Source organism: Brevundimonas halotolerans (genome assembly GCF_003730275.1).
In the GTDB taxonomy this organism is placed as follows: Bacteria; Pseudomonadota; Alphaproteobacteria; order Caulobacterales; family Caulobacteraceae; genus Brevundimonas; species Brevundimonas halotolerans.
In genome coordinates this window covers 461,803-482,574 of record NZ_QTTA01000010.1, presented here as the reverse complement: position 1 = coordinate 482,574, position 20,772 = coordinate 461,803, and the positions used below count along the sequence as shown (strand labels likewise).

Here is a 20,772-nt window from a genome sequence, read left to right as displayed (position 1 = left end):
TCATGACCGCCCTGATCCTGGCGGCCGGTCTCGGACTCGGGACGGGTGGCTGCACCTTTCCAGGCGCGATGCAGGAGGTGGCCGTCCCCGGCAGCCCGGCCGAACGGCTGGAGCGCCGCGAGCGTCGGGATCAGGCCGAGACCGACCGTATCATTCGGTGCCAGTCGATGGATCGCGATGATCCGCGCTGGGACCGTGACTGCAAGAACCGCCGCTGAGCCCCGCAAACAAAGATCGCTTTGACATGATTTCCCGTATCAAACAGACCGTGAAGGGGGCCCTGCTGGTTGACGCCGTGGGCGCCTTCTTCCTGACCTTCGGCTATCTGCTGAAGCCCAAGATGACGGTGAACTATCCGTTCGAGCGGAATCCGCAGTCGCCGCGCTTCCGGGGCGAGCATGCGCTGCGCCGCTATCCCAATGGCGAAGAGCGGTGCATCGCCTGCAAGCTGTGCGAGGCCATCTGTCCGGCCCAGGCCATCACCATCGAGTCCGAGCCCCGCGCCGACGGCAGCCGCCGTACGACCCGCTATGACATCGACATGGTCAAATGCATCTATTGCGGCCTGTGCCAGGAAGCCTGTCCGGTCGACGCCATCGTCGAAGGCCCGAACAGCGAGTTCGCGACCGAGAGCCGTGAGGAACTGTATTTCGACAAGGCGCGGCTGCTGGACAACGGCGACCGCTGGGAGCGCCAGATCGCCCGCAACCTCGAAATGGACGCGCCGTACCGGTGATGAGCACCCTGTCCCCTCATAGCTTGACCCGACCGGCCTGCGGCCTTGGCAATTCCGGACCCACAGGTCTAGAAGGGCGCCGCGCGTCCGAAGGGGGCGACTCGGTCCCCCACACCGCTTTTGTTTCAGCCGGAGCCGTCGAGTGATTGCATCGATCGCCTTCTACCTGATGGCCACGGCGACCGTGGTCTCGGCCCTGCTGGTCGTCACGGCCCGCAACCCCGTGCACTCGGTGCTGTGGCTGATCCTGGCCTTCTTCTCGGCCGCCGGCCTGTTCGTGCTGATGGGCGCCGAGTTCCTGGCCATGCTGCTGGTCGTGGTCTACGTCGGCGCCGTCGCCGTGCTGTTCCTGTTCGTGGTCATGATGCTGGACGTCGACTTCGTGCGCTTGCGTGAAGGCTATGCGCGCTATCTGCCGCTGGCCGCCATCGTGGCGGGCGTCCTGCTGGCCGAGATGATCATGATCACCCTTGCGGTGGTTCAGGGCGGGGTGGCTGCAGACGCCACAACCCCGGCCGTCGCCACGCCCGACCTGACCAATATCGAGGCCATCGGTCGGGTGCTCTACACCGACTATGTCTACTTCTTCCAGGCAGCCGGGATCGTGCTGCTGGTCGCCATGATCGGGGCCATCACCCTGACGCTGCGCCACAAGCCGGGCATCAAGCGCCAGAAGGTGGCGGATCAGGTCGGCCGTGATGCGGGCAAGGCCATGGAGGTCAAGTCGATCCCGACCGGCCAGGGCGTTTCCTCCGAGGAGCTTTCCTGATGGATATCACCCTGTCCCACTATCTGGCCGTGGGGGCCATGCTGTTCACCATCGGGGTGTTCGGCATTTTCGTGAACCGCAAGAATGTCATCATCATCCTGATGTCGATCGAGCTGATCCTGCTGGCCGTGAACATCAATTTCGTCGCCTTCTCGACCCACCTCAATGACGTGGCCGGGCAGATCATGGCCATGTTCGTGCTGACCGTGGCGGCCGCCGAGGCGGCGGTGGGTCTGGCCATTCTGGTGACCTTCTTCCGTAACCGCGGCGACATCGCCGTGGACGACGCGTCCGTGATGAAGGGCTGATCGACGTGAGCTTCGAAACCCTGATCACTCTGGGCATTTTCGCCCCCCTGCTGGGTGCGGCGATCGCGGGCCTGACCGGGCGCCGGATCGGCAACCTCGCGTCCCAGAGCGTCACCACCGGCCTGCTGTTTTTTGCCTGTGCCGTGGCCTGGACGGTCTTCGCCCGCCACACCTGGGGCGGGATGGAAGCCTTCACCATCGAGCTTCTGCCCTTCATCAACGTCGGGGACTTCCAGTCGATCTGGTCGATCCGGATCGATGCCCTGTCGGCGGTGATGCTGATCGTGGTGACGACGGTGTCGTCGCTCGTGCACCTCTATTCCTGGGGCTATATGTCCGAGGATCCCGACAAGCCGCGGTTCTTCGCCTATCTGTCGCTGTTCACCTTCGCCATGCTGGCGCTGGTCACCGCCGCCGACTTCATGCAGCTGTTCTTCGGCTGGGAAGGGGTAGGGCTGGCCTCCTATCTGCTGATCGGCTTCTGGTACAAGAAGCCCACAGCATCGGCCGCTGCCATCAAGGCCTTCGTGGTCAACCGCGTCGGCGACTTCGGCTTTGCGCTGGGCATCATCACCATCTTCTGGATGTTCGGCACGATCCAGTTCGCCGAGCTGTTCCCGATGATTGCGGACCGGGCCGGTACGGGATGGAGCTTCCTCGGCCATGAGTGGTCGGCGCTGGATCTGGCGGGCGTGCTTCTGTTCATCGGCGCCATGGGCAAGTCGGCCCAGTTCTTCCTGCACACATGGCTGCCCGACGCCATGGAAGGCCCGACCCCGGTGTCGGCCCTGATCCACGCGGCGACCATGGTCACCGCCGGCGTCTATATGGTCTGCCTGCTCAGCCCGATCTATGAGTATGCGCCGACGGCGGCCATGCTGATCGCCATCACGGGGGCGATCACGGCCCTGTTCGCGGCCACCGTCGGCCTGGCCCAGAACGACATCAAGCGGGTCATCGCCTATTCGACCTGTTCGCAGCTCGGCTATATGTTCTTTGCGGCGGGCATCGGCGCCTATCAGGCCGCCATGTTCCACCTGTTCACCCACGCCTTCTTCAAGGCCCTGCTGTTCCTCGGTGCCGGTTCGGTGATCCACGGCATGCACCACGAGCAGGACATGCGGAAGATGGGCGGGCTGATGAAGCTGTTGCCCATCACCTATGGCGTCATGATGATCGGCACGATCGCCATCACCGGCCTGGGCATTCCCGAGCTGAAGTGGGGCTTCGCCGGCTTCTATTCCAAGGATTCGATCCTCGAGAGCGCCTTTGCCGCCGGGACCGACAATCCGGTCGGAATGTTCGTCTTCTTCATCGGCCTGTTTGCGGCCGGTCTGACTGCCTATTACTCGTGGCGTCTAGTGTTCATGACCTTCCACAACAAGCCGGTCTGGAAGAATGAACACGCCCCGGTCGAGCATCATCACGATGACCACGCGACCGACGCCCAGAATGAAACCCATACCGAGCCGCTGATGGACGACGCCGTCGCGGCGCATCACGGGCAGGACGACCATGCCCATGACGATCACCATCACCACGGCCCGCTGAAGCCACACGAGAGCCCCTGGGTCATGATCGTGCCGCTGCTGGTGCTGGCGGTCGGCGCAGTTGCTTCCGGCTTCACCTTCTACGACCAGTTCGTCGGCTATCACGAGCATGACTTCTGGCGTGGCGCCATCTTCACCGGCCCGGACAATCACGTGATCCACGACAGTCACGAGGTTCCGACCTGGGTGCTGTGGGCGCCGCTGGTCGTGTCAGGTCTGGGCACCCTGATCGCCATCTATGTCTATGTGCTGAAGGAAGGCCTCGGCCGCCGGATGGCCGAACGGGGCGGGCCGCTGCACACCTTCTTCTACAACAAGTGGTTCTTCGACGAGCTTTACGACTTCGTCTTCGTCAAGGGGACCAAGGCGGTGGGCGACCTGTTCTGGAAGATCGGCGACGTGAAGATCATCGACGGGCTGGGCCCGAACGGGGCCGCCTGGGCCTCGCTGAAATCCGCGGCGCGACTGTCCAAAATCCAGTCGGGTTACGTCTATCACTATGCGTTCGTGATGCTGCTGGGCGTGGCCGCTCTGCTCGCCTTCGCCATCGCCACCTGGGGGGGCTGATCACGTGTCCCTGTTGATGTCTCACATCCTGAGCCTCGTCACCTTCCTGCCGCTGGTCGGGGCCGGGGTGCTGCTGGCCGTGCGCCTGCTGGGCAAGTCGGACGCCTCTGTCGCGCCGGCCGCACGCCGGATCGCCTTCGTCACGACGCTGATCACCCTGGCCGTCTCGATCCTGCTGGTCGCGCGCTTCGATGCGACGAGCGCTGCCTATCAGTTCGTCGAGCACTATCAGTGGTTCGCGGGCGCCGCCTATCACATGGGTGTGGACGGGATCTCGATCCTGTTCGTGCTGCTGACGGCCTTCCTGCTGCCGCTGTGCATTCTGGCCAGCTGGACGACGATCAAGGACCGCGTCGCCGACTATATGATCGCCTTCCTGGTGCTCGAGACGCTGGTAATCGGTGTCTTCACCTCGCTGGACCTGTTCCTGTTCTACATCTTCTTCGAAGGCACCCTGATGCCGATGTTCCTGATCATCGGCATCTGGGGCGGTCAGAACCGCATCTATGCGGCCTACAAATTCTTCCTCTACACCCTGCTGGGGTCGGTGCTGATGCTGCTGGCCATGCTGTGGATGGCGGCGGAAGCGGGCACCACCTCGATCCCGCTGCTCAAGGAATACGCCTTCAGCGAGAGCGTGCAGCCGCTGTTGTGGCTGGCCTTCTTCGCCTCCTTTGCGGTCAAGATGCCGATGTGGCCGGTCCACACCTGGCTGCCCGACGCCCACGTGCAGGCGCCGACGGCCGGCTCGGTCATTCTGGCCGGCATCCTGCTGAAGCTGGGCGGCTATGGCTTCCTGCTGTTCAACCTGCCCATGTTCCCGCAGGCGTCGGAGATGTTCCGGCCGCTGGTGTTCGCCCTGTCGGCCATCGCCATTGTCTACACCTCGCTGGTCGCCTTCCGTCAGACCGACATCAAGAAGCTGATCGCCTATTCGTCAGTGGCCCACATGGGCTTTGTCACCATGGGCATTTTCGCCGGCAATGATCAGGGCGTGCAGGGCGCGGTCTTCCAGATGCTGAGCCACGGCCTGATCTCGGGCGCGCTCTTCCTGTGCGTCGGCGTGGTCTATGACCGGATGCACACGCGCGAGATCGCCTTCTATGGCGGGCTGACGTCGAAGATGCCGTGGTTCGCCGCCATCTTCCTGATGTTCACCATGGCCAATGTCGGCTTGCCGGGCACCTCGGGCTTCATCGGCGAAATCCTGACCCTGACGGCGGTCTATGAGGTGTCGACCTGGACGGCGCTGTTCGCGGCCTCGGGCGTGATTTTCTCGGCGGTCTATGCCCTGACGCTGTACCGCAACGTCATGTTCGGCGAGATCACCAACCCGGCGCTCAAGGCCATCACCGACATCGACCGGCGCGAGCTGATCGTCTTCGTGCCCCTGATTGTGGGGACCCTGTGGCTGGGCGTCTATCCGGCGGCTGTGCTTGACCTGACCTCGACGTCCGTCGAGGCCCTGACTGCCGGCTTCCGTGCCGCGATCGGTGGATGAGATCCGATATGCCTGACCTGTCCTCCGCCCTGAACCTCGCCGCCTCTGAAGTGACCCTTGCGGTCGGGGCCATGGTCCTGCTGCTGCTCGGCGCCTTCATGGGCGAGAAGTCGACCCGACTGATTTCGATCCTGTCGGTGGCCCTGCTGGTGGGCGCCTCGGCGCTCGCGATCAACGCCCCGCTGGGTCAGGCTTTCAATGGCGCCTTCGTGGCCGACCCGCTGGCCGTCTATGGCAAGGTCGCCATCTATCTGCTCAGCGCGGTGGCCGTGGTGCTGGGTGACGGCTGGATGGCGCGGACGCGCATCGCCCGGTTCGAATATCCGGTGCTGATCGTGCTGGCCTCGGTCGGCATGGCGATGATGGTGTCGTCGGGTGACCTGATCTCCCTCTATGTCGGGATCGAGCTGCACTCGCTGGCCCTCTATGTGCTGGCCGCCTTCCACCGCGACGACCTCAGGGCCTCCGAGGCGGGGCTGAAATATTTCGTGCTGGGCGCGCTGTCCTCCGGCCTGCTGCTGTATGGCGCCAGCCTGATCTATGGCTTCTCCGGCTCGATGCGGTTCGAGGACATCGCCCTGTCGGCACGGTCGGTCGCCGACGGCGGCTCGGCGGGTCTGATCTTTGGTCTGGTGTTCCTGATCTGTGGTCTGGCCTTCAAGGTCTCTGCGGCGCCGTTCCACATGTGGACGCCCGACGTCTATGAGGGCGCGCCGACCCCGGTCGTGGCCCTGTTCGCGACCGCACCCAAGATGGCCGCCATGGTGCTGGTCGCCCGGGTGCTGAGCGAGGGCTTTGGCGCCATCCATGACCAGTGGGCCCAGGTGCTGGTGCTGATCTGTCTGGCGTCGTTCGTGGTGGGCGCCATCGGTGGCCTCGCCCAGCGCGATCTGCAGCGACTGCTGGCCTATTCCTCGATCGCCAACATCGGCTACGCCCTGCTGGGCATTGTCGCGGGAACCGAGGCGGGCCTGCAGGCCATGCTGATGTTCATGACCCTGTATGTGATCGACCAGATCGGCTTCTTCGCCGTGCTGCTGTCGCTGTCGCGCGGGGGCAAGCCGATCCGCCGGATCGCCGATCTGGCCGGACTGAAGAAGACCCGCCCCCTGACGACCGTGGTGCTGACGATCCTGTCGCTGTCGGTGCTGGGCATGCCGCCGTTCTCAGGGTTCTGGGGCAAATACTATGTGTTCGGGGCTGCGGCCGATGCCGGCTACTGGATGGTAGCTGCCGCCGGTCTGGTGGCCTCGGTTGTGGCGGCCTTCTACTATCTGCGGATCATCAAGCTGATGTGGTTCGACCCGCCGCTGGATGAGCTGGCCACGACCGACGCCCAGCCGATCGAGGCGCGCACCCTGGCCCTGGCCTCGGCCGCCTTCGCCTTCCCGGTCGTGATCATCGGTCTGACCTGGCTGGAGCCGCTGACCGTCATCGCCGCATCCGGTTTCGGAGCCGGGTAGGGCGGTGTCGCCCGCCGAGCTGCTGGTCCTCGACGACATCGACTCCACCAATGCCGAGGCCCGACGGCAGGCCGAGGCCGGACATACGGGACCGATCTGGATCGCCGCGCGCCGGCAGTCCTCGGGGCGCGGCCGGCGCGGCCGGTCCTGGTCCAGCCAGACCGGCAATCTGGCCGCCACATATCTCTGCGTGACGCACGCTCCCCCGGCTGAGGCCGCGCAGACCGGCTTTATCGCCGCGCTGGCCGTGGCCGATTTGCTGGACCATTACGTCCCGCCGGCCTGCGTCACGATCAAATGGCCCAATGATGTGCTGGTCGAAGGGCGCAAGATCTCGGGCATCCTCGTCGAGTCGGGACCGGCACCATCGGGCGGCCTGTGGCTGGCCGTGGGGATTGGCATCAATCTGGCCCATGCGCCGGATGACGTGGAGCGGCCGGCCACGTCCGTCGCCCAGCACTTGGCCGAGGGCATTATGCGCACGCCGACGCTGGAAGAGGTCCTGCCGGTGTTGGCCGAGGCCTGGGCGGGTTGGACGACCCGGCGCGAGGCTTTGGGGTTCGGGGTGATCCGCGATGCCTGGACCCGGCGGGCCCACGGTTTGAACGCCGGCGCTGTCGCCCGGCTGGGACATGAGACCGTCGAGGGTGTGGCCGAAGGTCTCGCTGACGACGGCGCGCTGCGGCTGAGGCTGGCCGATGGCTCACTTCGGCTTATATCGGCTGGCGACGTCTTTTTTGGAGAGAGCGCCTGATGCTGCTGGCGATCGAACAGGGCAACACCAATACGCTGTTCGCCGTACATGACGGCGAGCATTGGATCGCCCAATGGCGCACGGCCACCGCCGCCAGCCGCACGGCCGACGAATACGCCGTCTGGCTGACACAGCTGCTGTCGATGCGCGGGCTGGACCTGAAGGCGCTGGATGGCTGCATCATCTCCAGTGTCGTGCCGCAGTCGATCTTCAATCTGAGGAACCTGTCGCGGCGCTATCTGGATGTCGAGCCCATGGTCATTGGCCAGAATGTCGATCTGGGCATGGAAGCGCGGATCGAAAAGCCGTCGGAGGCCGGGGCCGACCGGTTGGTCAACGCCATCGGCGCGCACCTGAAATACCCCGGCGATCTGATCGTCATCGATTCCGGAACCGCCACGACCTTTGACGTGATCGCCGCCGACGGCGCCTTCGAGGGCGGGGTGATCGCACCCGGCATCAACCTGTCCCTTCAGGCCCTGCACGAGGCGGCCGCCATGCTGCCGCGCATCGCCATCCAGAGGCCGGATCGCGTGATCGGCAAGGACACGGTGACCAATATGCAGGCGGGTGTGTTCTGGGGCTATATCTCGCTGATCGAGGGGCTGGTCGAGCGCATCAAGGCCGAGTGGGGCAAGCCCATGACGGTCATCGGCACCGGGGGCGTGGCCTCCCTGTTCGAGGGCGCCACCGACCACATCGACCATTTCGATCCTGACCTTACCCTTCGCGGCCTGCTGGACGTCTGGCGTCGCAACTCCGGAAAGACGGCATGAGTAAATCCAAAACCGACGAACTGGTCTTCCTGCCGCTGGGCGGGTCGAACGAGATCGGCATGAATCTGAACGCCTACGGCTTTGGCCCGGCGAATGACCGCAAATGGATCCTGGTCGATGTGGGCGTGACCTTCGGCGACCACACCACGCCGGGCGTCGATGTGATCGTGCCGGATCCGACATTCCTCGAGGGCGAAAACATCCTCGGCATCGTGCTGACCCATGCGCACGAGGACCACATCGGCGCGCTGGGCTGGTTGTGGCCACGTCTGAAGGCGCCGCTCTATGCCACCCCGTTCACCGCCTATCTGATCCGGGAAAAGCTGCGCGATGCGGGCCTCGGCGACCGGGTGAAGATCCATGAGGTGCCGCTGGGCGGGACCATCAATCTGGACCCGTTCCACATCGAGATGGTGACCATCACCCATTCGACGGCCGAGCCGAATGGTCTGGCCATCACCACCCCGCTGGGGCTGGTGCTGCACACCGGCGACTGGAAGATCGATAATGACCCGGTTGTCGGCGAACGCACCGACATCGACACGATCCGCCGCCTCGGCGACGAGGGCATCCTCGCCATGGTGTGCGACTCCACCAATGTGTTCGTCGAGGGTACGGCGGGGTCTGAGGGCGAGGTGCGTGATGCCCTGGCCGAGCTGATCGGCAGCCTGTCAGGCCGGATCGCGGTCGGGTGCTTCGCTTCGAACGTCGCCCGTCTGGACAGCGTGGTGCGCGCCGCCGAGGCCGCAGGTCGCCGCGTGGCGCTGGCCGGGCGGTCGATGCACCGGATCACGGCGGCGGCCAAATCGGTCGGCATGCTGTCGGACATCAAGCCCTTCCTGAGCGAGGAAGAGGCCCGGCGCTGGCCCGCTGATCAGTTGCTGTACCTTTGCACCGGCAGCCAGGGGGAGTCGCGCGCCGCCCTGTCGCGCGTGGCCGAGGGCAATCACCCCTTCATCAAGCTGGGCAAGGGCGATCACTGCATCTTCTCGTCGCGCATGATCCCCGGTAATGAGCTGGCCATCGGCCGGCTGCAGGACGCCCTGTCGGAGCGCGGCGTGCGCATCTACACCGACCGGGATCACCCGGGCATTCATGTCTCGGGCCACCCGTGCCGCGACGAACTGCGCCAGATGTACCAGTGGGCGCGCCCGCAGATCGCCATACCGACCCACGGCATGCGCCGCCACATCGCCGAGCACGCCCTGCTGGCCAAGGAGATGCAGGTGCCCGAGACCGTGACGCCGCGAAACGGCGACATGGTGCGGCTGGCTCCTGGTCCGGCGGCCATCATTGACGAAGTGCCCTCGGGCCGGCTGTTCGTCGACGGCGGCATGCTGGTCGAGGAGATGGGCGAGGCCCTGCGCGAGCGTCGCCACGCGGCCTCAAACGGTCTGATCCTGGTCAGCTTTGCGCTGGATCGTAAGGGCAAGCTGGCCTCCAGCATCGATGTGCGGGGTATCGGCCTGCCGGGCGATGAAGATCAGCCGCTGGGTGATCTTCTGGACGAACTGGCCGAGCGAGCCGAGGATGCCGTCCGCAAGCTGAAGGGCGAGGCGCTGGAGGACGAAATGGTCATCGAACAGGCTGTCGCCCGTACGCTGAAGAAGGCCAGCCAGGGCATCTGGGACCGTCGGCCCATCGTAGAAACCATCGTGCTGAGGGTCTGATGATCGGTCGTCTGAATCACGTGGGAGTCGCCACGCCATCGATTGACGCCAGTGTGGCGATGTACCGCGACCTGCTGGGCGCGACGAAGGCGCATGCACCGTTCGATCTACCGGCGCAGGGCGTGCGGGTCTGTTTCATCGACCTGCCCAACAGTCAGATCGAATTGATCGAGCCGCTGGGCGACGACAGCCCCATCCATGGGTTTCTTGCCAAGAACCCGAAGGGCGGGCAGCACCACGTCTGTTTCGAGGTCGAGGACATCCTGGCCGCGCGTGATGCCCTCCGGGCGAAGGGTGCGACAATTCTGGGGACTGGCGAACCGCGCATCGGGGCGCATGGTACGCCCATCCTGTTCGTCCATCCCAAGGACATGGGCGGGGTGCTGGTCGAACTGATGGAAACGCCCAAAGACGGAGCACACTGATGCCGATCGGTCCGATCACCATGTTTGCCATCTATGTCATCTGTTGGTGGGTGGCGCTGTTCACCATCCTGCCGCTGGGCATGAACCAGCAGGATCAGGCTCCCCCGACCGACGGGGCACAGTGGGGCGCACCGGACAAACCGGACCTGAAGAAGAAGTTCATCACCACCACCTGGGTCGGCGCCATTCTGTGGGCGGTGATCATGGCGGTCATCTTTCTGGGGTTGGTTCCGATCCCGGAAGTCAGCGGCACCTAAGCTTGGCCACAGACTGGTCTAGCTTTTGGGCCAACGTCCCGGCTAAAGCACAGCGAGACCCTGCTGCTTCATTCCGGATGTGCCCATGCGCCTGTCGCGCTATTTCCTGCCCACACTGAAAGAGGCGCCCGCCGACGCCCAGATCGTCTCGCATCAGCTGATGCTGAGGGCGGGTCTGATCCGTCAGGAAGCGGCGGGCATCTATGCCTGGCTGCCGCTGGGGCTGCGTGTGCTGCGCCGGATCGAGCAGATCGTGCGCGAGGAACAGGAGCGGGCAGGGTCGGTCGAACTTCTGATGCCGACGCTGCAGCTGGCCGACCTGTGGCGCGAGTCCGGTCGCTATGACGCCTATGGCCCCGAGATGCTGCGCATCAAGGACCGTCACGAGCGCGAGCTGCTGTACGGTCCCACCAATGAGGAGATGATCACCGACATCTTCCGGGCCTATGTGAAGAGCTACAAATCCCTGCCGCTGAACCTGTTTCACATCCAGTGGAAGTTCCGCGACGAGCGCCGTCCCCGGTTCGGTGTGATGCGCGGTCGCGAATTCCTGATGAAGGACGCCTATTCCTTCGATCTGGACGAGGCCTCGGCCCGCAAGGCCTATAACCGCATGTTCGTGGCCTATCTGAACACCTTTGCCCGCATGGGGCTGAAGGCCGTGCCCATGCGCGCCGACACCGGCCCGATCGGCGGTGACCTCAGTCACGAGTTCATCGTTCTGGCGGATACCGGCGAAAGCCAGGTGTTCTGCGACCGCAAGCTGGTCGAGATGCCGGCGCCGGGCGGGGACGTCGACTGGAACGACCTGCAGTCCATCGTCGACGAGCGGATCGCCCTGTATGCCGCGACCGAGGAGATGCACGAGGCTGCGCGCTTCGAGGCCGAGACCGACGAGGGCGACCGCCTGACCGCGCGCGGCATTGAGGTCGGACACATCTTCTACTTCGGCACCAAATATTCAACACCGATGAAGGCCCGTGTCCAGGGGCCTGACGGGCGAGACGCAGACGTTCACATGGGCAGCTATGGCGTGGGCGTGTCGCGCCTGCTGGGCGCCATTATCGAGGCCAGCCATGACGCCTCCGGCATCATCTGGCCCGATGCTGTGGCGCCGTTCGATGTCGTGGTGATCAACCTGCGGGCCAGCGACGAGGGTGTCTGCAATGCGTGCGAAGATGCCGTGAACCGGCTGGAAGCGCTCGGCAAGGAGGTGCTCTACGACGACACCGACGAGCGCCCGGGCGGCAAGTTCGCAACCGCTGACCTGATCGGCATTCCGTGGCAGCTGACCATCGGCCCCAAGGGGGTGGCCGAGGGCGTCGTTGAGCTGAAGCGCCGCGCGACGGGCGATAAGCTGAGTGTGCCTCTGGACGAGGCCATCGCCCGGCTGACCGCATGACCGACACCACAGGCAAGACACTGAAGCCGGCAGGGCCGTTCTCCGTTTGGGAGATCGGACTGGCGCTGCGCTACCTGCGGGCCAAGCGCAAGGAGGGCGGCATCGCCCTTATCGCCATCATCTCCTACGTCGCGGTGGCCTTGGCGGTCATGGCTTTGATCGTGGTGATGAGCATCATGGCCGGATTCCGCGCCGAGCTGCTCAGCCGTATGCTGTCGTTCAACGGCCATATGTATGTCCAGGGGCAGGTGCTGAGTAACCCGGAACGCGATCTCGCGCTTGAGCGCCTGCGCGAGATCCCCGGCGTGATCAGTGTGACACCGCTGGTCGAGTCTCCGGCCATGTTCCAGGCCTCGGGACGTGCCACTGGCGGTCTCGTTCGCGGCATCCGGCCAGAAGACCTGACCTCGATGACCTATGTCTATGACAGCCTGTCACAGACCGCGCGCGACATGTTCGGCAAGGGCGACTACGGCGGTGACTATGTGCTGATCGGCAAGTCCCTGTCCGAGGAACTGGGCATCGGAGTCGGCTCGCCCATCACCCTCTATTCCCCGACCGGGGCCGACAGCGCCTTCGGCAATCTAGGGGGGCTGTCCAAGACCTATGTGGTCGGCGGCATCTTCAGCTCGGGCACGGCGGACTACGACCGGGCCTTCGTCTTCATGCCATTGGAACAGGCGCAACTGTTCTTCGGCAAGGAAGGCCTGTGGGACATCATCGAGATGAAGACCGCTGAACCCGACCGGGTCGAGACGCTGAGAGAGCCAGTCCGAACGGCAGTCGGTGACGGCAATCTGGTCAGCGACTGGCGCGACCGTCTGGCGGCCTTCTGGGGCGCGTTGAAGGTCGAGCGCGTGGCCATGAGCATCATCCTGGGACTGGTCGTCGCGATCGCCGCGCTCAACATCATTTCCGGCATCGTCATGCTGGTGAAGAACAAGACCCGCGACATCGCCATCCTGCGGACCGTGGGGGCCAGCCAGTTCTCCATGCTGCGGATATTCTTCATCTCCGGCGCGGCCATCGGCATTGCCGGAACGGTCACGGGTCTGGTGCTGGGCCTGCTGTTCTGCCTGAACATCGGGGCGATCCAGCATTTCCTGGAGTGGGTCTTCCAGGTCGAGCTGTTCAATGCCGACGTCTATATGCTGGACGCCGTGCCGGCCCTTGTGGACCCCATGGACGTGTTCTGGGTGGCGATGTGGTCCTTCTTCATGAGCTGTGTCGCCGGGCTGATCCCGTCCTGGCAGGCCGCCAAGCTCGATCCGGTGGAGGCGCTTCGCTATGAATAGTCTCGCCCCGGCCGTGCTGTCGGTTCACGACCTGACCCGGACGTATGACACCGCCGCCGGCGGGCTGACGGTGCTGCGCGGCGTCAATCTGGACGTCCGTCCCGGCGAAATCGTTGGTCTGATCGGGCCGTCGGGCTCGGGCAAGTCCAGCCTGCTGCATGCGGCGGGTCTGCTGGAACATCCGACCTCGGGCGAGGTCCGGATCGATGGAGAGGCCGTCGGTGGCCTGCCCGAGCGAGCTCGCACTCATATCCGTCTGGCGCGCATCGGATTTGTCTATCAATTCCACCACCTGCTGCCGGAATTTGACGCGCGGGATAATGTGGCCCTGCCGCTCCGCATCGCGGGGCACGCGCTCGGCGCGGCGCGTGCGCGGGCTGAAGAACTGCTGGTCGCCCTGGGGCTCGCCGACCGGCTGACCCATCAGCCGTCGCAGCTATCGGGCGGAGAGCGTCAGCGGGTGGCCGTGGCCCGGGCCTTGGCCAACCGGCCGCGCCTGCTGCTGGCCGATGAGCCGACCGGCAATCTGGATCCTGCGACCAGCCAGACCGTGTTCGAGGCCCTGCACGATCTGGCCAAGAAGTCCGGCGTGGCGGCCCTGATCGCGACCCACAACATGGAACTGGCCGGCCATATGGACCGCGTCTTTGCCCTCAAGGACGGCCATCTGGAAGAACGCCCGGCGGAGAGCCAGGCCTACTGAGCGCTCAGGGTTTGGGCAGGGGCTTCAGGTCCACAAACGTCGGCGTGCTCTTCGTGGCGCGGGCCTGAATGGCGCCGAGGATGTCGGCGGTGTTCCAGATGGAACCCTGCATGACGGCGGCCCATTCCAGGCCGTCGGCGACGGTGTGGTCGCGGGCGTAGGTGATCGCGGCCTTCGACCCCGAGATCGCCAGAGGCGCCTTGGCGGAGATGGCGTGCGCCATCTCCAGGGTGGCAGCCAGTAGGGTATCGGCGTCCGGCAGCACAGCATTGACGAAGCCCAGACGCTCGGCGCGGTCGGCCATGAGACTGGTGCCCAGATAGGCAAGCTCTCGCACCACACCTTCGGGCAGCAGCAGGGGCAGGCGTTGCAGGCTGCCGACATCCGCCATCATGCCGATGTTGATCTCCTCGATGCGGAAGTACGCGTCGGCCGAAGCGAGCCGCAGGTCGCAGGCGGCAATCATGTCCAGCCCGGCCCCGACGCAGGCGCCCTGCACGGCAGCGATCACCGGGAAGCGGACTCGCTCCAGCATCGACAGGGCGTCCTGAAGTTCGCGGGCCGCCTGATGGAAGGCCTGCCGCTCGGCGGCGGTGTCCGTGCCCATGATAGCGCCGCCGGTGAAGACTGAGGTGTCCATTCCCGCGCAGAAATTCCGGCCCTCGCCCGACAGGACCAGCGCCCGCACATCCCCTGCTGCGTCCAGACCCCTCAAGGCCGGCCCCAGCCCCGTCCAGAAGCGCATGTCCAGCGCATTGGACACTTCGGGCCGTGACAGTCGCAGGTGGGCGACGGCTCCGTCACGGGTGATCTGGAAGGGTTGGGTCTCGGTCATCTCGGCGCCATCGCGATTGGTGGTAAACCCATGCTATCGGTTTTCCATCGAAATGCACTGGAGGACCGCGGCGATGTCGCTCAACGGAAAAACGCTCTTCATCACGGGGGCCAGTCGGGGGATCGGGCTGGCCATCGGCCTGCGCGCGGCCCGGGACGGCGCCAATGTCGTGATCGCCGCCAAGACCGCCGAGGCGCACAAACACCTGCCCGGCACCATCTATTCCGCCGCCGAGGAGATCGAGGCCGCAGGGGGCAAGGCCCTGCCACTGGTCGTCGATGTGCGCAGCGAGGACTCGGTGATGGTCGCGGTCGAGGCCGCCGTCGCCCGGTTCGGCGGGATCGACATCTGCGTCAACAATGCCTCGGCCATCCAGCTGACGGGCACGCTCGCCACCGACATGAAGCGGTATGACCTGATGCATCAGGTCAACGGGCGTGGCACCTTTCTGGTCTCCAAGGCCTGTATTCCGCACCTTAAACAGGCGACCAATCCGCATGTGCTGGCTCTGTCACCGCCGCTGGATCTATCTCCCCACTGGTTCGGCTCGCACGTCGCCTATTCGATGGCCAAGTACAATATGAGCCTGGCGATGCTGGGCATGGCCGAGGAATTCAAGGGCGACGGCATTGCCTTTAATGCCCTGTGGCCCCGCACGGCGGTAGCGACTGCGGCCATCGAATTCGCCCTGACGGGTAAGGAGGGCCTGGCCCATTGCCGCACGCCCGAGATTCTGGCCGATGCGGCCCATGCCCTGTTCTGCCTGCCGGCGAGAGAGAATACGGGCCGGTTCCTGATCGACGACAGCTTCTTGTACGAGCAGGGCGTGCGCGACTTTGACGTCTATCGCGTCGATCCGACGAAAACGCTGATGCCCGACTTCTTCGTCCCGGCGGACAGCGTGCAGCCGCCCGGTGTCAAGATCGGCTGAGGTCCTATTCGACCGCGGCATCGCCCCAGACCCGGCGCAGGGCCGGGCTGCGGCGACAGCCGATGCGATAGGCCTCGTAGCGGCCCGGATTGCGACGCGCGTAGTCCTGATGTTCGTTTCCGGCCGGCCAGAAGCGGGCGGCCGCAATCACCGGCGTGGTGAAGCTCTGGCCGAGGGCTCGCTCGGCTGCCGCGCGCGAGGCATTGGCGGCGGGGCGCTGCTCGGCGGTGGCAAAGACGGCGGTCTCATAGCTGGGGCCGCGATCACAGAAGGCGCCGCCGGGGTCGGTCGGGTCGATGGTCCGCCAGAACCGGTCGACCAGCGCGCGGTAGCTCACGACGTTGGGGTCGAAGGTCACCTGGATGGCTTCCCGGTGGCCCGTGCCGCCCCGAACGACCTGGGCATAGGTCGGATTGGCGACGGTACCGCCCGCAAAGCCGGAGACTACAGACGACACGCCCCGGACGCTCTCGAACGCCTTTTCCGCCGACCAGAAACAGCCGCCGGCAAAGACGGCGATCTGGCTGCCCGGAGGCGGGGCCTCGGCGGGCGCGGGCGGGGCGGGGCTGCAGGCGGCGATGAGGGCGGCAAGCGCGATCAGGAAACGGGTCATGACTCTGGATACGAGGCCGGACGACGAAAGGTTTCAAGCCCCGCTGTTGACACGGAACGTAAACAGAACATAGAACATAAACGGAACATAATCGCGGAGGCTGATCATGGCGCGTTGGGTTCGGGAAATGTTGTCGCTGGCGTCGTGCGGCGGTTTTGTCTGGATGGCGTGGCAGGCGGCCCTGCTAGCCTATTGATCCACCGACGCGTCGCGCGGCTGGGGATGGATTGGAACGGACGGGGTGTCTGAGGCCAGAATCCTTCCATAGTCATTGCGTGTGCGGGCCGCAGGGCAGGGAGACAGTCGGTGACAGAGGCTTTCGGCGACAGTTTCGTCCACCTGAGGGCCCGTTCCGCCTATTCCTTGCTGGAAGGGGCGATCAAGGCCTCGGCGCTGGGCAAGCTGGCCGCCGAGGCCAGAATGCCGGCTGTGGCCATCGCCGACCGCACCAATCTGTTCGGCGCCCTCGAATTCAGCCAGGCGACCAAGGCGACCGGTGTTCAGCCGATCATCGGGTGCGCCCTGCCGGTCACCGGCATCGGCGGGCAGCGGTCCGAGCGCTGGGCCCGGCTGTCGACCGTGGTTCTGCTGGTCCAGAGCGAGCTCGGCTGGCGCAATCTGTCGGCCCTGTCGTCGCTGGCCTATCTGGAAACCGGAGATCTGGCCGAGCCGGGCGTTCCCTGGGAGCGGGTCCGCGACCATGCCGAGGGCTTGATCCTGTTGTCGGGCGGTCCGGATGGCCCGGTCGATCCCCTGTTTGTGCAGGGCAGGGATGGTGAGGCGCATGAAGCGCTGGCCGAAATGGCCCGGGTGTTCGGTGACCGCTTTTATGTCGAGTTGCAGCGCCACGATCTGGCCGAGGAGCGTCAGGCCGAGGCCGGGCTGGTGGCCTGGGCCTACAAGTCCGAAGCCCCGCTGGTTGCGACCAATGACGTCTATTTCGTCCGGGCCGACCGGGCCAAGTCGCATGACGCCCTGTTGTGCATCGCCGACGGCGCCTTCACCGGTCAGGACGATCGCCGACGGGTGACATCGCACCACTGGTTCAAGTCGGCATCCGACATGCGGACCCTGTTCGCGGACCTGCCCGAGGCCTGTGACAACACGCTGGAGATCGCAAAACGCTGCGCCTTCCTGGTCCCGACGCGGGCGCCGATCCTGCCCCGGTTCGACACCGGCGCAGGGCGAGACGAGGCTGACGAACTGGCATTTCAGGCGCGAGAGGGGCTGAAGGCCCGGCTGGCGGCGGTCGAGGCGGCCGCCCCGGAACAGGCCTATTGGGAGAGGCTCGAGTTCGAGGTCGGCGTCATCCAGCAGATGGGCTTCCCCGGCTACTTCCTGATCGTGTCGGACTTCATCAAATGGGCCAAGCTGCAGGGGATTCCTGTGGGGCCGGGCCGGGGCTCCGGTGCCGGCTCGCTGGTCGCCTGGGCCTTGACCATCACCGACCTCGACCCCCTGCGGTTCGGCCTGCTGTTCGAGCGGTTCCTGAACCCCGAGCGGGTCTCCATGCCCGACTTCGATATCGACTTCTGTCAGGAACGTCGGGAAGAGGTGATCGCCTATGTGCAGAAGCACTATGGCGAGGATCGCGTCGCCCAGATCATCACCTTCGGCACGCTTCAGGCGCGGGCCGTCCTGCGCGATGTGGGCCGGGTGCTGCAGATGCCGTTGAGCCAGGTCGACCGGCTGGCCAAGATGGTGCCGGCCAACCCCGCCAATCCCGTGACCCTGGCCCAGGCCATCGAGCTGGAACCCCGCCTGAAACAGGCGCGTGACGACGAACCCGCGGTCGCGACCCTGCTGGCCACGGCGCTGGAACTCGAGGGGCTGTATCGCAACGCCTCGACCCACGCGGCGGGCATCGTCATCGGCGACCGGCCCCTGGTCGAGTTGACGCCGCTGTACAAGGATCCCCGCTCCGACATTCCGGCCACCCAGTTCAACATGAAGTGGGTCGAGCCCGCCGGTCTGGTGAAGTTCGACTTTCTGGGCCTGAAGACGCTGACGGTTCTGGATCGGGCGCACGGCTATCTGGAGCGGCGCGGTGCGGCGGTCGACTTCTCGCTGCTGCCGCTCGACGACCGGGCCACCTATGAGCTGATGGCCTCGGGCCAGACGGTCGGCGTGTTCCAGCTGGAATCCCAGGGCATGCGCGACACCCTGCGCAAGATGCGCTGCGAGTCGATCGAGGAAGTCACCGCCCTGATCTCGCTCTACCGGCCGGGGCCGATGGAGAACATCGACGTCTATATCGACCGCAAATTCGGCCGGGCCGAGGTCGATACCCTCCACCCCTCGCTCGCCGAGGTCCTGAAGGAGACCTACGGCGTCATCATCTACCAGGAACAGGTGATGAAGATCGCCCAGATCCTGGCGGGCTACAGTCTGGGGGAAGCCGACCTTCTTCGCCGCGCCATGGGCAAGAAGAAGAAGGAGGAGATGGATTTCCAGCGGGCGCGCTTCATTGCGGGTGCCTCGGAACGCGGCGTGTCCGAGGAGCAGTCGGGCGGCATCTTCGATCTGGTGGCCAAGTTCGCCGGCTATGGCTTCAACAAGTCACACGCCGCCGCCTATGCCATGATCAGCTACCAGACGGGCTGGCTGAAGGCGAACCACCCGGTCGAGTTCTTCGCCGCCTCCATGTCGCTGGACATCTCCAACACCGACAAGCTGGCCATCTTCTATCAGGACGCCCGCAAGGCCGGGGTGACGCTGCTGGCACCGGACATCAACCGCTCGACGGCCGACTTTGACGTGGCGTACGATGATGAGGGCAAGGGCGCGGTCCTGTATGCCCTCGGCGCCATCCGCAACGTCGGGCTTGAGGCCATGCGCCACGTGGTTCAGGTGCGCGAGGAGGGCGGTCGTTTTGCCGACCTGTTCGACTTCCTTGAGCGGGTCGACCCGCGGGCGGTCAACAAGCGGGCGCTTGAGGGGTTGGCCAAGGCTGGCGCGCTGGACAGTCTGCACCCCAACCGTCGCCAGATCATCGACCAGGCCGATACGCTGATGGCCTATTGCCAGAGCGTGGCCGCCGAGCGCGCCTCATCCCAGGTCAGCCTGTTTGGCGCGGATCAGGCGCATGCCGCGCGGCCCCGGCTGAAGTCGGTGGAGCCCTGGGTCGGGCCCGAGCGGCTGGACCAGGAACTGGCGGCGGTCGGCTTTTATCTGTCAGGCCACCCGCTGGAGGACATGGAGGCCGCCCTGCGCCGCAAGCGGGTGACCTTCGCCGCAGAGGCCCTGTCGCTGGCCGAGGGCGGGCACGAGGCCTTCCTGATGGCCGGGGTGGTGCGGCGCCGTCAGGAGCGGACCAGCGCCAAAAGCGGCGAGAAATTCGCCTTCGTCAATTTCTCGGACCCGACGGGCGAGTTCGAATGCCTGTTCACGCCCGATGCGCTGCGCCGCTATCGCGATGTGCTGGAGGTTGGCGCGGCCCTGATGGTCCGGGTGCGGGCCAAGGCCAGCGACGGAGAGGTGCGCTTCTTCGGCGATGAGGCCAGCCGCATGGATACGGCTATCGAACAGTCCGATGTGAATCTGCGGGTCCACGTGTCGGGCCGGGGGTCGGACCCGGCTGCGCTGAAGGCCCGGCTGGACCGGTCGGCGCTCAAGGGTGGCGGACGCGGCGGCGAGGTCAGCCTGATCGCTACCCTGGAGGGCCGGCGCGAGGTCGAGGTGAAATTGCCGGGGCGGTACCGGCTGGATGCGGCCCTGCGCGGCGCGCTCAAGACCGTCCCGGGCGTGGTTCTGCTGGAGGAAGCGTGATGAGCGAGACGGCGACGCACAAAGGGTCCTGTCACTGTGGGGCCGTGGCTTTCGAGGCGGACCTGGACCTGTCCGGGGTGATCGAGTGCAACTGCACCCACTGCTACCGTAAGGGGCTGATGCTGGGCTTCGTTTCACCGGATGCCTTCCGTCTGATCCGGGGCGAGGACCGGCTAAGCGAATATCTGTTCAACCGCCACGTTATCAGTCACCGTTTCTGCCGGGTGTGCGGCGTCGAGCCGTTCGGGGCCGGCAAATCCCCGGACGGCCGCGACATGATCGCGGTCAATGTCCGCACCCTCGATGACGTCGAGCCGTGGACGATCGAGACGATCCGTTTCGACGGCCTCAACAAGCTCTGACCCATACGGCGTCGCCGGGGCAGGGCGCTTGCCTTTCCGGCCTATCTAGCCTATATGCCCGCGCACTTCACACGCAGGCGTGGCGCG

General features: G+C 65.4%; 20 protein-coding genes. 18 read left to right on the top strand and 2 right to left on the bottom strand.

Annotation, left to right across the window (positions count from 1 at the left end; translation table 11 throughout):
• The first annotated feature begins 2 nt into the window (after positions 1-2).
• From EG854_RS05800 to EG854_RS05730, 15 genes are all read left to right on the top strand, one after another.
• Positions 3-218, top strand: a complete 216-nt coding sequence (locus EG854_RS05800; RefSeq protein ID WP_123286752.1) for a hypothetical protein — start codon at positions 3-5, stop codon at positions 216-218.
• A 26-nt stretch (positions 219-244) separates the two neighbouring features.
• The gene (nuoI, locus tag EG854_RS05795) at positions 245-736 is read left to right on the top strand and encodes an NADH-quinone oxidoreductase subunit NuoI (protein WP_123286751.1); all 492 of its coding nucleotides are present in this window, start codon (positions 245-247) and stop codon (positions 734-736) included.
• A gap of 142 nt (positions 737-878) precedes the next feature.
• Positions 879-1,505, top strand: a complete 627-nt coding sequence (locus tag EG854_RS05790) for an NADH-quinone oxidoreductase subunit J (protein WP_123286750.1) — start codon at positions 879-881, stop codon at positions 1,503-1,505.
• Positions 1,505-1,813, top strand: a complete 309-nt coding sequence (gene nuoK, locus EG854_RS05785) for an NADH-quinone oxidoreductase subunit NuoK (RefSeq protein WP_123286749.1) — start codon at positions 1,505-1,507, stop codon at positions 1,811-1,813. Before EG854_RS05790 ends, nuoK begins: the two co-directional genes overlap by 1 nt.
• Positions 1,814-1,818: 5 nt before the next feature.
• A complete protein-coding gene (gene nuoL / locus EG854_RS05780) occupies positions 1,819-3,930 on the top strand; it encodes an NADH-quinone oxidoreductase subunit L (protein ID WP_123286748.1) in 2,112 nt (703 codons plus the stop codon).
• A 16-nt stretch (positions 3,931-3,946) separates the two neighbouring features.
• Positions 3,947-5,431 carry an NADH-quinone oxidoreductase subunit M gene (locus tag EG854_RS05775; protein WP_123286747.1) on the top strand — a complete coding sequence of 495 codons (1,485 nt, stop codon included), beginning with the start codon at positions 3,947-3,949 and terminating at the stop codon, positions 5,429-5,431.
• An 8-nt stretch (positions 5,432-5,439) separates the two neighbouring features.
• Positions 5,440-6,894 (top strand): NADH-quinone oxidoreductase subunit NuoN, encoded by a 1,455-nt coding sequence (nuoN, locus tag EG854_RS05770; RefSeq protein WP_123286746.1) that lies wholly within the window; start codon positions 5,440-5,442, stop codon positions 6,892-6,894.
• 4 nt (positions 6,895-6,898) lie between these two features.
• Entirely contained in the window at positions 6,899-7,648 is a 750-nt protein-coding gene (locus tag EG854_RS05765; protein WP_123286745.1) for a biotin--[acetyl-CoA-carboxylase] ligase, read from the top strand.
• Positions 7,645-8,424 (top strand): type III pantothenate kinase, encoded by a 780-nt coding sequence (locus tag EG854_RS05760; protein ID WP_123286744.1) that lies wholly within the window; start codon positions 7,645-7,647, stop codon positions 8,422-8,424. Before EG854_RS05765 ends, EG854_RS05760 begins: the two co-directional genes overlap by 4 nt.
• Positions 8,421-10,094 carry a ribonuclease J gene (locus tag EG854_RS05755; protein ID WP_123286743.1) on the top strand — a complete coding sequence of 558 codons (1,674 nt, stop codon included), beginning with the start codon at positions 8,421-8,423 and terminating at the stop codon, positions 10,092-10,094. The genes EG854_RS05760 and EG854_RS05755 overlap by 4 nt, the downstream gene beginning before the upstream one ends.
• Positions 10,094-10,519: a methylmalonyl-CoA epimerase gene (gene mce / locus EG854_RS05750; RefSeq protein WP_123286742.1), complete on the top strand. Its 426-nt coding sequence runs from the start codon at positions 10,094-10,096 to the stop codon at positions 10,517-10,519. The genes EG854_RS05755 and mce overlap by 1 nt, the downstream gene beginning before the upstream one ends.
• The gene (locus tag EG854_RS05745; protein ID WP_123286741.1) at positions 10,519-10,776 is read left to right on the top strand and encodes a DUF1467 family protein; all 258 of its coding nucleotides are present in this window, start codon (positions 10,519-10,521) and stop codon (positions 10,774-10,776) included. Before mce ends, EG854_RS05745 begins: the two co-directional genes overlap by 1 nt.
• 85 nt (positions 10,777-10,861) lie before the next feature.
• Positions 10,862-12,178: a proline--tRNA ligase gene (gene proS, locus EG854_RS05740; protein ID WP_123286740.1), complete on the top strand. Its 1,317-nt coding sequence runs from the start codon at positions 10,862-10,864 to the stop codon at positions 12,176-12,178.
• Positions 12,175-13,473, top strand: coding sequence for a lipoprotein-releasing ABC transporter permease subunit (locus tag EG854_RS05735; protein WP_123286739.1), 1,299 nt, complete (start codon positions 12,175-12,177; stop codon positions 13,471-13,473). The genes proS and EG854_RS05735 overlap by 4 nt, the downstream gene beginning before the upstream one ends.
• Positions 13,466-14,176: an ABC transporter ATP-binding protein gene (locus tag EG854_RS05730; RefSeq protein ID WP_123286738.1), complete on the top strand. Its 711-nt coding sequence runs from the start codon at positions 13,466-13,468 to the stop codon at positions 14,174-14,176. The genes EG854_RS05735 and EG854_RS05730 overlap by 8 nt, the downstream gene beginning before the upstream one ends.
• Before the next feature lie 4 nt (positions 14,177-14,180).
• On the opposite strand, the gene EG854_RS05725 is transcribed toward EG854_RS05730, so the two are convergent.
• A complete protein-coding gene (locus EG854_RS05725; protein WP_123286737.1) occupies positions 14,181-15,011 on the bottom strand; it encodes an enoyl-CoA hydratase-related protein in 831 nt (276 codons plus the stop codon).
• A 73-nt stretch (positions 15,012-15,084) separates the two neighbouring features.
• On the opposite strand from EG854_RS05725, the gene EG854_RS05720 reads away from it, so the two are divergent.
• Positions 15,085-15,942 (top strand): SDR family oxidoreductase, encoded by an 858-nt coding sequence (locus tag EG854_RS05720; protein WP_123286736.1) that lies wholly within the window; start codon positions 15,085-15,087, stop codon positions 15,940-15,942.
• A gap of 4 nt (positions 15,943-15,946) precedes the next feature.
• On the opposite strand, the gene msrA is transcribed toward EG854_RS05720, so the two are convergent.
• Positions 15,947-16,555: a peptide-methionine (S)-S-oxide reductase MsrA gene (gene msrA / locus EG854_RS05715; protein WP_123286735.1), complete on the bottom strand. Its 609-nt coding sequence runs from the start codon at positions 16,553-16,555 to the stop codon at positions 15,947-15,949.
• 306 nt (positions 16,556-16,861) lie between these two features.
• On the opposite strand from msrA, the gene dnaE reads away from it, so the two are divergent.
• Together dnaE and EG854_RS05705 are read left to right on the top strand one after the other, a co-directional pair.
• A complete protein-coding gene (dnaE, locus tag EG854_RS05710; RefSeq protein ID WP_123286734.1) occupies positions 16,862-20,323 on the top strand; it encodes a DNA polymerase III subunit alpha in 3,462 nt (1,153 codons plus the stop codon).
• Positions 20,323-20,685: a GFA family protein gene (locus EG854_RS05705; protein WP_123286733.1), complete on the top strand. Its 363-nt coding sequence runs from the start codon at positions 20,323-20,325 to the stop codon at positions 20,683-20,685. Before dnaE ends, EG854_RS05705 begins: the two co-directional genes overlap by 1 nt.
• Positions 20,686-20,772: the final 87 nt, after the last annotated feature.